The following is a 12,138-nucleotide window of genomic DNA, read 5'->3' as shown; positions in this document are numbered from 1 at the left end:
TCCCGGTTTTAGGTTCAAGATGCGGTGACACAACACATTTCTAATCAATGGCATGGCAGGCGAAACAAAGCGCACTGCGGGCATTGCTCATGACCAGATCATTCTCAAGATGGGAATAGGGATCATGGCATGTACCGCAGCCGAGCCTGCCGTCATAAAACTGGATTCTTGGGTCAACCATGGAAATCGGCCGGAGATCCGTCTTGCGGCCGTGGCGAATGCGCGCCTGTTCATAATCAATGCCGATGGGATGCTTTCCACCGACGGGAGAGCCGCCCCCGCCGTACGCACTGCTGTGCTGCCAGATTCCGCTGCTTATGGGGACCGAAGAGCCGTAAGTGCCGTCATGGCAGCCGATGCAGTTTTTTGATGTTTCGTCGAGTTCCTGGCCCTCCCCTGTTGCAATATATTCCGACTGGAAATGGGCCTCACCGAGAGCCAGTTCATGTCCGCCGGTCCCGGAAAGAGCATGCTGACTGTGGCAACTGACGCAAAACGCCCTGCCCCGTTCCGGACGCCGGAGAAAAGCCGTTGCCTCTCCCAGGGCATCCGTAAAAGCGCCATGGACGTCATGACAGGTGGTACAGACAATGAAACCGGAAGGAGAAAGGGGAAAATCGGGAGGGACGGACACCTTGTCCGGCCGCACATCAATAGGGTGCATGAAGCCGGATGCCAGCACATCCCGATGACAGCCGGTGCAGGCCAGAGTCGGACTCTCCAGTACAATTGAATTGGGAGAACCGGGAGTTCCCTGATGACAGATGGCGCACTCGTTCTCCTTGAAAGTGTGAGGATTCGGCTCCAGGCAATACACCAGCAGGGAGAGGGAGCAAAGAAAAAGTATGGAAAAGCAAACGGTTTTTTTCATATCGGCAAAAAATTACAGCTTGTATTTCTCAAGCAGAAAGGAAATCTTTCCCGAAATTTTCTCTATCTCCCGCAAATGCTCTTCTCCTCCCTGTCCCCCGCTTTCCAGCTTTTTTATCACGTTTTCCATGCAGGCGACTTCCCTGCTGATTGTATCAAAGGTGTTGTGGAAACCATCAACCATAAAATTCATCTCATCAGCCAGAGGCTGAATGACGTCGGTGCGCCGCAAAGCAACTCGTTTCCCAACCTCCCCGTCACGGACCTGGCGGGCGAAGAGACGCAACCGGTAAATAGGTCCTGCAACCCGGTGGGAATAAAGCACCGTAATGATCAGGATGCAGGCAAGGGCGACAAGAACCGTGCTGCCGTATATAAGCAGCGATTTATAGAAAATATCCTGTTCAAGGCGGGCAAGCATGCGAAATCCTTCACCGTAGGTCGGACCTATGGATTGCCCCATCATGAAAAAAAAGACCACGGCCGTGGCAATGAGGCCGCCGATAAAAATCAGGCCGCATTGCATGACCACCCCGCGAGGATAGGACCCGTCTATGATCTGTTTTGTCTGAACATCACTCACGACGCACCACCTTCTTTTTTGTTTTCATTCGGCGCAGCCTGACCTTGCCCCACTTCTCCCCTGGCATTGCGATCATACTGCCGTGGCTGATGGCATCCCGGAGCGCAGCTGCCGCCGCTTTCCGTTTTCCGGAAAGCAACCGGCATTCGCCAATCCCCGAAGGATACCGCGTCGGCCATCAATTTCTCCTGTTCCGCGCCATGGATGCCATGGCAAAGCTTACAGCTTCTTCCCCGATTCGGTTTATTCACATGAAGGTAATGAAGATTATGGATGCCGTTACGGAACCCGGTGGAATAGGACGTATCCGGAAACATAAGCAGATCTCGCTTGTGACAGGAAAAACAGAGCTTGTAGGCATTTTCGTCATAATTGATGAACAGCTCGGTGGAATAAGTGTCCGGCAACAGCTTCTTTCCCATGTCGCCATGGGGATTGTGGCAGAGCCGGCATGACGTGTTTGTAACCGGCGAATGCATGATGCGATGCCGGAAAACATCTTCATGACAGGACGCGCACATATCTTCAAGAAGAACGGGTTTCTTCCCCCCGGCACCATGATCATCCGCCACCTCAAGATGACAGTCGGCGCAGCCCTTACCCTCGGGATGCATTGCCGTCTTGTCCTGAAAGCCGCTATGGCAGGCCTCCGTCACACAAGCCGGCTGGGCACGGCAATCGTCGACCAGGGGCAAGAGCGTTAAAAAAAGAGCAAGCAACACGGTGAAAAGCATCATAGGGGGTTTCCGTATTTTGAAAAGCAGTCTCTTTGCCTCATCCGAAAAAACATGTCACGCATTCTTTATCCTCATTCCGCAGTCCCGAATCCCCAATCAAAAAAGCTATTTCAGGAAATAGGGCGTATCCCCGCCATGGGCATCATGGCAATTAACGCATTCCATATTATTTTTCATGACCAGTTCGTGCATTTGCGAGGCCAACCTCTCTTCCTGGTGGCATTTGGAACAGATGGCGCTGACACTTTCCTGCAGCAGCGACTTATGCTCGGAAGTATGGGGAACATGACAGGCAAGGCATTCCCGTACCGCCACCGGTCCGTGAATGTATTTCCCTTTGACAAAACCGACATGGCAGACCTCGCACAGCTGGTTCGCCGGCACAATGAGGAGATTTTTATTCTTAAAATCATGACACCCCTGGCAGTTTTTCTCCGCATACGGAGGATGACTTGATCCGGCGGTAACGATTTTTTCATCTTCGATGGACCCTGCGGTTGCTTCGGCAAGACGGGTTTCATAATAGGTATTGAACAGGTCCTCCATGTTGTCCTCGCAGAGCTGGTCAAGCGGCGGCAGCTCAGGCACCCCGTCAAAAAAATCAGTCAGCCTTTTATGATTTACCAACGGATCAGCGGAGCATCCGAACAACAGCATCGCAACAGCGCAATACGCGAAAAAAATTGAAAATAACTGTTTCATTGTTTTGTCGGCTCGGTATCTAACGGCTCGAGATCGCTATCCAACGGCGCGGCATCTTTTTGCTTCACATCGGGTTCCTGCGTCTCCCGAGGTTCCTGCGGCGTGGCGTCCTTCGGTTTCGGTTCCTCTCTTTTCGAATAATCAACAGGCTCATTGCGATCGTAATTCAGGGAACGATGGCATCCGGGCACACATCCCCCGCCGGTTTCGGTTGCTTCAAACCTGATGGGAATGGTCCAGTTGCCAAAAGGAATTCCGTCGGGGTTGATCAACTTTTCACCATCGCTGGCATGGAGACTATGGCAGGCACGGCATGTTCTGCCTTTTTGTTTTCGCGCCACATGCCTGAAATGGAGATTGTCGGAACCATTGCGAAAGGCCGTCTGCTCCTTGACCGGCTGGGCGGTCAGCAATTCCTTGTCGTGGCAACGGAAACAGAAATCATACTGGTCAGGCTGAAATGATGCGTAAAATGCTTGCGGGAAAGGACCATTCAGCAGTTTTGGATACCCTCCTCCGTGCGTTTCATGACATTCAATACACTGCCCGTCGGCCACCGGGCCATGCACCACTTTTTTCCCCTCGATCTCCCGGCGGATATTGCGCAACCCGTCAGGCTTGGCTGCGTCGCTTTCTCCATGGCAGCCGAAACAGAGGTCCTGCCCCTCTTTTTTCAGCAGGGAGGGATATTCGGCAAAATGGGCAAAATGACAATTGCCGCAGCGCTGACCGACATACAGCGCCTTGTGTTTGGCCAACGACGTATCATATTTCTTTTTGATATCCGCGTGGCAAGCGAAACAGAGATCTGTGCCGTCTCCTTTCAGCAGGCCGGCACTTTCACTGCTGTGGGGAAGATGACAGGCGCCGCAGTCCTGCTCGGTAATGGCGGAGTGAAGAAAAGAGGCGTTCTTCATGGACTGGGCAAAATCCTGGTGGCAGCCGAGACAGAGCTGCCGGAGTTCCATTTTCAACAGGGGCGCCTGATCGGCGGAATGGGGATCATGACAGGTGGTGCAGGCGCCTGAAGCAGACGGTCCATGCCGACGTTTGCCGTCAAAACCTTGCCGGTCATGGCAGGAAAAACAGAGGTCGCCTCCGTCCTGAATCAGATGGAAATCACCGTTCGTGCCTGATGGATGGGTTTCATTTACGGCAATATGACAGGAATGACAATCGCCTTCCGCCACCGGTGCGTGAATATGCCTTTTTTCCTGCAGTATCGTGTGACAACCGTTGGCAAGACAGCCCGCCGCGGCAAGACAGGAATTCACTCCGGCCGGGGCAAGGAGAAAAAGGGTAACGATGCCGTATACAACAGGATTACCGGTTCGCGAAATGAGTTTCTTTTTCATTTCGCGGACAATCGCCCGCCGCTCGATTATTAAATCCATCAGGCGCATACCATTTTTTCTTTATTGATCCAGCACGAACTTGTTGGTACTGGCTTTCGTGGCCCACAAATCATGAGCCACATCATGACAGTCAACGCACTTTTCAAATTTTTCCCAAATTTCATCAGGATGGGGTTCGCCATGGCAATCCAGACATTTGGGAATCATGCCGTGCCTGCCAACGTGACACGTTACACAGGCGACATTCCGGTGTTTTGACCATGTATCTGCCATTGTTTCATAAATTTTCGTGTGGCATGAACCGCAATCCTCGGACGGAATGGTTTCACCATAGGTCACGACCAAAGGCATATGCGCCCTGTGGCATGTTCGGCAACTCTCCGGACCCATGGTGTCCGAATGGGGCAGGTGGCAGTTCTGGCATGGCTGAATCTGTCCATGGTACCAATGACAGGCCGTGCACTGAAATTTCGTGTGAATGCTTGGGTGTTCCCTCAGCTGCTCGACCTGCTCTTCATGACACGTCAGACAGGGTCCGGTTATATCACGGGTCAGATGAATTTCCAAGGGGTTATGGGGATTCTGATGACAGGTAGTGCACCCTGCCAGGGAAAAATGCGCTTCATTCCGGTGGCAATCGGCACAGGCGGGAATAATTTCCATGTCCGCGGGCGGATGCCCCCGGTGGCAGTCAAGACAGAGCTCCGTATGGGCCGCACCTTTTCGCTGAAGAGTTTGGACAACATCCTGATGACATTTTCTGCAGTCGCCGGCAGTGACCTTTGCACGCACTTCCGATTTCCGCGGCAACGGATCAGACGAAGCAGCCTCCGATACCCGCGCAGGCAGGAACAAAACGAAGCAGATCAAGATCATATAATATGAATTATTCTTTAATTCCATCAGTTTGATTGTTGACAAAAAAAAAAGGTGATGTCAAGTTATGAAAATAATATTTATGTCAAAGCGTTATCCCGTCTTTTCACTCAAGGCAACAGACCATGAAGGGCTCTGATGTCATGTACTTATTCCACGTTCTTCTTCATTCGATCCCTGGTGCACACAGATGAATCCAAAAAAATACTCCCTGGTCGTTTTCATCCTTCTTCTGACCACCAGCTGCGCCTGGATACGGTCCGGCAAAGAAAACGATGCCGATGCGCCGGATAAAAAAATTGACGGCAAATGCATCGCCGGCGATTGTGCCAATGGCCAGGGCACCTGGCTTTATGACGACGGCAGACGTTACGAAGGAACGTTTCTTGCCGGAAGAGCCGGTGGTACGGGAACACTTTTCATGCCCTCCGGTTCAACCTACGAGGGCAAATTCAAATACGGCCAGTATGACGGCGGCGGCTACGTGCTTTTTGCCGACGGAACCGATGCGGAATGCGAGCGGGGAAACTGCGTGACCGGCCGCGGCATCATGCTGTGGGCTGACGGTTCCCGTTACAGTGGTGAATTCAAAAACGAAATCCGGGAAGGCTTCGGCGGACTCATTTTTGACGACGGCACCACCTATTCCGGCGATTTTGCCGACAACAAATACAACGGTGAAGGAACTCTCACCCTGCCCGACGGAACCAAGTACCGCGGCACGTTCAAGCAGGGCCTTTTTCATGGTGAAATAAACATCACCTTTCCCGCCAAGCAGCAATTTCTGGGCGAATTCAACAAAGGCAAGGTGGTGGAAGGTCAGGGACGCATCACTTTCCCCAACAACACCAAAGGCCAGTGCGTTGCCGGCAACTGCCTGGACGGCAACGGTACGCTTGAACTGGAGGACGGCTCGGTCTACCAGGGCCAATTCGCCAAATGCCGCCGGCATGGATACGGCGCATATACCTTTGCCGGCGGGTCGAAATACGAAGGCCAATACCTTGAAGGCAAACGCAACGGCAAGGGCAAATTCACTTTTTCCACCGGGCTCACCTATGAAGGAGCTTACAAAGACGGCAAACGGCACGGGGAAGGAATCTTCACCTTCCCCAACGGCCATACCTATAAGGCTTACTTCGTTGACGGTGAAATGGTCAAGTAACGCGGGCGTTCATGCGTTCCAGCGCATAAATGCATATCGCTGGAACGTTTCTCTCCCCTCTATTTTTCCATTTTTTCCGGAGCAGTCGGAACATTATCCTTCAGCTCATCCAGCAGAATTTCAATTTTGGCGTCTTTCCTCAGCTCCGCAACCCACTCGGCCCGGCGCTTCTCCTGCAGATAAAGCGAAAGTCGGTCTTCCAGCATGGTCTTCGCCTCCTCCTCGGTCATATCACGGGAAGGATCCTTCTGCAGCACCTCAAAGATGTGGAAGGTGCCGTTGTCCTCCACCACATCACTGAACTGGCCGATCTGCATGCCCAGCATTTTTTCAAAAATCAGCGGGTATTTGTTCTTGTCAACCCGGATTTTGCGGACGATGAAGGTGCCGTCCAGCACAAGCTTGGAAAAATCGTTATTGTTCGCCTTCATCTGCGCCAGCAACCTTTCGGCCGTGGCCCTGGTGGCCTCCTTGTCGCTGCCGGCCATGACGAAAACCTCCTTGATGAAATATTCATCCGCCTTTCTCAGCTTGCCGGCTTCTTTATACTCCTTGTAAAGCTTGCCGACGGCTTCAGGGTCGCTTCCCTGTTTCTGGTAGACCTCGCGACCGGTGATGCCTTCAAGCAGCTGACCACGCTCGATACGAGCGCGAAGCTGCTCCTCGGTCATGGCGATGTCGGCAAGATAATTCCGGTATCCTTCATCCCCATAGCTGTTTTTCAGATTATCAATGACCTCCCGGACTTTCTCGGGCACGGGCTTAATGCCCTGTTTGACCGCCTCTTTTACCGCCAGCTCCTCAAAAACAAGACGAGCCATGGCGCGACGCTTGATCTCCAATGTCGTCGCTTCGTCCGGATCCTGAACGCCCTTGTAAAAACTGTTTGCCACCCGGTTCATCATGCCGAGCAGATCATACATGCTGATCTCCGCCCCATCGACCCGGGCAACGATCTCTTTTCGGGCCTCGGCTGTTTTTTGGCGGGCGGCCGCAATTTCTTCCTTTTCAGCCTGTGTCTGCTCCTGAACCTGTACGGCCGTCACCCCTTTTTCAGCCGAAGGTACCGGGGTACTGGCGATAACAGGTGAAGCTGAAAGCAGGGGACCAAGCAAAAGGGCAAACAGGGTGTATTTCATTCGCTTCATGGAAAGCTCCTTGGCAAAATTTTCGGTATCTGATGGATTGTGCAGCGGTAAATTTTTATATTAGACAAAATCTTACGGAGTTTGTTCTGCTCATACTAAGCTGAAACGTAAATCCTTGTCTAACACAAAAAAAGAAACCGAGACTCCCGACCAACGAATTTCAAGCAAAAAGAGCAGGCAGGTTTCCCTGCCTGCTCTTGGTTACATCCAGACAATGTCCGGATTGTTTACGGAAGTGTTACATGCAGGTCGCCATCCTCGGTTACGGTATAAATGGTCTGGTTGTATGAAGAATCATAAACCTTAACACTGATATCGTAGGATTTTCCACCAATTGTATAGGTGTGGGCAATGCCCGCGGCCAGCGTCGCCATGTTGGATACCGTGGTTGTCTTCCTGTCACCCCAGTAAATGTAAGCGCGAACGATGGAAGGATCGAAATTCAGACCGCTCAAAGTTACCGTCTTACCGGCAACAGCAGCGGTGAAATCGACTCCCAGAACCTCGGGCTCAACGATGACTGCACTGACGGTTACCGTCGTGCTGTCGCATACCGAAGACTCGTCGGCAATGGTTGCCGGATCGTCGTTGAGACAAACGGTCACGGAACCATTGTAGTCACCCTCGGCCGGATACTCGACAACTCTGACACCATTACCGTCATCACTGACCAGCGTGCTTCCGGCTGTATCGAAGCTGTAGCTGCAACCTTCGGCCCACGGTGTCAGGACGCCGTCCACAACCGAAGCGCAGGTTGACAGGGTGGCATTGTACTCAACCGTCAGATCCGTGTCCGCCGAAGCAAGAGCACTGAGTTTGGCATCCGCCACAAAGGTCTTGGCGGCAACGGCAACACTCGGGGTCATCAGCGCGGCAAGAGTCTGCTCCGGGTAACCAAGGTACTGGTTGGCGCTCTGTACGGTGGCGATGTGACGCTTACCGTCCATGGCGGTGGCTGCAGCCGAGGTACACGGAACAACCGCCGGAGTCATGGGGTTGGGTCCGCCCATGTAATCAAAGCAGTACTGTGCCTGATCCCATGAAGCAACATGGTTGACGTTGCTCGGATTCTGCTCGCCGCCGACAAGCCATTTTACCTTGGAGGTTGCAGGATCGTTGATGTCGCCATAGGACTGCTGCAGATCGATCTTGAAGCGGGAAACCGCCTCGGCGCGACTCAGCATCAAACCAAAGGGGTTGTGCTGAATTTCGGCCATATCGGTCATGGCGCCTTCACAGTCGGCGTCGGCCATACAGGCTCCGCCGTTGCGGAAACCGCCCGTACATGCGCCGGGTACGCCGCCAACCGGATCAGCACCGGTACAGGTACCGTTGATCATGCCGGCATAGGCTTCCATGCCGGGCATGCCGGCATAGTTCGGCATACAGTTGTTGACGGTCTGATCGGGCTTGGAGTCACCATTCATGTCCGGAGCCGGGCTGAAGCTGACCGGACCGGCGAACGGGTTACATCCCAGGGTGCCCGCGGTCTGCAGTTCTTTCAGCGCAAAGCCCTGGATACCGGCAACACCGTCGTACATACCAAGCTGCATGGCTGTTCCGGCCGGGAAGCCCATGGCCTGATCAAAGGTCATGGTCATCATGCCGACAACATGCTGCAACTGAGCGTTGCCGCCTGCGGTGCCGAACATCGGGTTATTGGAGAACCAGGACCAGGAAGCACACTCGGCCGTCATGTTGGGCGCGCCGGTCATGGGGTTGAAGTAGAAGTTGTGATGGTCGGTATTCGGATTGAGCATACCGCCCATGCCGTCGGTGGACATCTTGGTCGGATCGCCGGCGCCGCACATTGCTGCTGCGTCGAAATCAGCGAACATGGCCATCCAGTTCTTGACGATCTCATAGCCGCCGACACCAAATCCGGGCATACCGGCATTGGCGACGGGTTGAATGTATCCCTCGAAGAAACCAACTGAATAGGGTGAATAGTTGGGGCTTGCAGCGTTCATGGAGGAGTGACAGCTGACACAACCGCCGCGCTCGGATCCACCAAGGGCCCACTCTTTCGGCACAACGCCGTGGGTAACGTCAAAGTCAGCCTGGACAACGCTGAGGAATTTGACGAAACGAGCGTCGGAACCGTTGGCCTTGCTCTGGAAAGCACCCAGCATGGCGTTGATCTCGGCCTCGGTGTCGATCTCCCAGGAGTCAACGATCTGGAAGCCGTCAAACAGGGGCACGGTGTTGCCGCCGTTGAGACGCATGTCGAATGCCGGATTGTTGTCGCGAACAAACTCGGCAACCTGCTGCAGGTCACGGTTTTTCACCGGTGACTTGAAGGTGGCGGTGCCATTGGCGGTGTCCACGATATTATCGAACTCCTCGCCTGCCGCAACCATGCCGGCATCATCCTGCACCAATACGCCGCTGTTCGGCACCACTTCGTACCAGGTGGGCAGCAGGGAAGGCAGAATCGGATAAATCTTGCGTTCGCCGTTCTTGGTTACCCATTTGCGCACGGACGGAACCGTCTTATGGGTGCCTGTCACCAGGTCGAAGTTCCAGTCAAGGGTGTTCCTGAAGGTGCCGCGGGCAAAACCCGCGGTCCAGTCGCGGTATTTCAGGCGGCCGGGGGCGGAGTAGGTCTCGGGCACGTGACAGGTCACGCAGCCGATTTTGTCGATATGCAGCTGGGGCAGACCGTTATGCAGCGGCATCGGTGCATTGATGGTGCCGCCGTTGTCAACCAGCTTGGGGTTGTCGCGGTCGGTATGACAGCTCTCGCAACTGATCTTGGAATCAAGGTTGTTCTTGCTCTTGGTGTCCGGGAAGGAGTCTGCCTGGGCGAACTGATGGTCCATGGCAAAAACGCGCTCTGCCGGATAAACAAAGCCGTGAGCTTCCTTGGAGGGGAAATCCTCGTAGCCGGTGCCGGTGGTGGAACCGATCGCGTAATGACAGCTGGCGCACTCCATGCCGTTCTGGTCATGCACGTCGATATCCGGCATCTTGCCGGGGATCGGGTCACCTGCGTTGGGTACGGTGGCGGGATCCATATCCAGGGTGGAAGGGGCAAACATGGACATGCCCCAGCGGCCGTTGGTGCCGTAAGGATCGTTTTCTCCGGTGATCTTATGGGCGCGCTTGCCCATACCGGTCTTGCAGCCGAAATCGAACCAGTAATCGTCGTTCAAGGCACCCGGGCCGTTATCGGTGTCGAGATCACGCGCAGCTCCCATATTGCCGGACGGCATGGGGTTGGACGGATCATGAATAAGGCCGTAGTTACCGTAACCGGTACGCATGGCCATCATGCCGGGCAGACCCATGGTATTGTCGTCGCGGGCGTGGCAGACGGAGCAGTTTTCGCTCTTGGGAGTGGCGGCGATTTTTTCCGAGTCGACTTTAATACAAGCTGCCGTGGTGGTGTTGTTTAATCTGTAGGGTGTCGCATATTGGCCGGCGCATGCGCCGCCGGTGGAAGCCGCGTAGCTGTAGTCGGCACAGCCCGTCATATTGTAAACAACGTCACCGCTCAGACATTCACCGACGCTGTGGGTGCCGGAGTAATCAGTGCTTTGCTGCACGGCACCCGTACCCCAGTCAACACCGGTCAGCTGATTATCGGCGTCAAAGACACCCTTGGCGCCGGCGCCCATGGAGGCGATGAGATCCATCTTCCGCTGCTTGAGGCCGAAGTTACGGTTGAACATGTCATAATTCTGCACACCTGCTCCGTTATCAACGGTGCGGAGTCCGGGAATCATGGAGGTGCCGGAACAGGTCGGGTCGTTTGCCGGTCCGATGGGATTGGCCGGTCCGCAATCAAGGGTCTTCATCCAGGCGGAACCGGGGTTGGAGCCGTCCAGATGGCACATGAGACAGTCCATCTCGGCCTTGTTGCTTGCGCTCATAACGCCGACGGTGACGTTATCCCATGAGGTTTCGTCTTCCGCGGTGGCAAGATCATCGGGACGGGCATACTTCATTACAAAGGTGTCGCCGCCGCCTTCACCGATTGAGCCATAGGCCTCGAGGTCGCGGTTGTATTCAAGCTGGCCGCCGCCGACATGGCATACGCCACAGGTGTTGCCCCATTCCTGGGCACCCATTTCAGCGGAAAGAGGATTGGTTAAAGGATCTGCGTTTTTAGCCGCCAACTGGCGGTTTGAGGGGGGTCAGTACTTGCCGAACATGCCTGGGCTGGATTCCCAGAACTTGCCGCCCATGGCATGACGCAGATGGTTGCCGTAGTCTTCATTTCGTCCCTGCTGGGAATGACGGCCGGTGACAAAGCCGTGTTTGTAAGCCTCAACGGTGTAGGTTACCCACTCGACCTCGCCGGTGACCTCGTTCTGGATACCCTGGGTCTTGACCACGGTTTTCTGATCGCCGCCGCCGTCATAACTGCCGCGGGCGCCGGAAACGGATGTCGTTCCTTCAGGATCAACGCTGTAATTAACGACTTTGTTATGGCAGGCGCCACAGGTCGTTTTCGGGCTGTATGCGGTATTTTGGTCGGCAATAATATTGCCGGCGGCATCCCGCAACGGCACACTGGGATGACCGAAGGCATTAACTCCGACAATCAGGGCTGCCGTGGTCAAGGCTGATACCATCAAACCACTTTTATACCTTTTTCTCATTTTTCACTCCTTGGTTAGCTTCTTTTTTTTGTTCTTTCTTTGCGGATGAGCCAAAAACGGTTTGGGGGAACCGTTGCTAACTTCGACTTCCGGAA

General features: G+C 54.2%; 10 protein-coding genes. 1 reads left to right on the top strand and 9 read right to left on the bottom strand.

The genetic code is table 11. The annotated features are described in order from the left end of the window. Nucleotides 1–40: 40 nt before the first annotated feature. The 6 genes from BM485_05415 to BM485_05390 all read right to left on the bottom strand — a co-directional run bounded on the left by BM485_05415 (nt 41) and on the right by BM485_05390 (nt 5,123). Complete coding sequence (locus tag BM485_05415) at nt 41–871, bottom strand: hypothetical protein (GenBank protein OKY76080.1); 831 nt, start codon at nt 869–871, stop codon at nt 41–43. Between the two features lie 12 nt (nt 872–883). Then, nucleotides 884–1,453, bottom strand: a complete 570-nt coding sequence (locus BM485_05410) for a hypothetical protein (protein OKY76079.1) — start codon at nt 1,451–1,453, stop codon at nt 884–886. Then, the gene (locus BM485_05405) at nt 1,450–2,190 is read right to left on the bottom strand and encodes a hypothetical protein (GenBank protein ID OKY76078.1); all 741 of its coding nucleotides are present in this window, start codon (nt 2,188–2,190) and stop codon (nt 1,450–1,452) included. Before BM485_05405 ends, BM485_05410 begins: the two co-directional genes overlap by 4 nt. 105 nt (nt 2,191–2,295) lie before the next feature. Further along, complete coding sequence (locus BM485_05400) at nt 2,296–2,892, bottom strand: hypothetical protein (GenBank protein ID OKY76077.1); 597 nt, start codon at nt 2,890–2,892, stop codon at nt 2,296–2,298. Continuing rightward, nucleotides 2,889–4,295, bottom strand: coding sequence for a hypothetical protein (locus tag BM485_05395; GenBank protein OKY76076.1), 1,407 nt, complete (start codon nt 4,293–4,295; stop codon nt 2,889–2,891). Before BM485_05395 ends, BM485_05400 begins: the two co-directional genes overlap by 4 nt. 12 nt (nt 4,296–4,307) lie before the next feature. Further along, nucleotides 4,308–5,123, bottom strand: a complete 816-nt coding sequence (locus BM485_05390) for a hypothetical protein (protein ID OKY76075.1) — start codon at nt 5,121–5,123, stop codon at nt 4,308–4,310. 190 nt (nt 5,124–5,313) lie between these two features. Here BM485_05390 and BM485_05385 point away from each other — a divergent pair, with 190 nt between their 5' ends. After that, nucleotides 5,314–6,288: a hypothetical protein gene (locus BM485_05385; protein ID OKY76074.1), complete on the top strand. Its 975-nt coding sequence runs from the start codon at nt 5,314–5,316 to the stop codon at nt 6,286–6,288. A 59-nt stretch (nt 6,289–6,347) separates the two neighbouring features. On the opposite strand, the gene BM485_05380 is transcribed toward BM485_05385, so the two are convergent. From BM485_05380 to BM485_05370, 3 genes are all read right to left on the bottom strand, one after another. Then, entirely contained in the window at nt 6,348–7,436 is a 1,089-nt protein-coding gene (locus tag BM485_05380; protein ID OKY76073.1) for a hypothetical protein, read from the bottom strand. 227 nt (nt 7,437–7,663) lie between these two features. Beyond that, complete coding sequence (locus BM485_05375; GenBank protein OKY76072.1) at nt 7,664–11,509, bottom strand: hypothetical protein; 3,846 nt, start codon at nt 11,507–11,509, stop codon at nt 7,664–7,666. A 66-nt stretch (nt 11,510–11,575) separates the two neighbouring features. Continuing rightward, entirely contained in the window at nt 11,576–12,043 is a 468-nt protein-coding gene (locus BM485_05370) for a hypothetical protein (protein OKY76071.1), read from the bottom strand. Between the last annotated feature and the right edge of the window lie 95 nt (nt 12,044–12,138).

Source organism: Desulfobulbaceae bacterium DB1, from assembly GCA_001914235.1.
In the GTDB taxonomy this organism is placed as follows: Bacteria; Desulfobacterota; Desulfobulbia; order Desulfobulbales; family SURF-16; genus DB1.
Note: the sequence above shows the minus strand (reverse complement) of the source record. Positions and strands in the feature narration are given on the sequence as shown.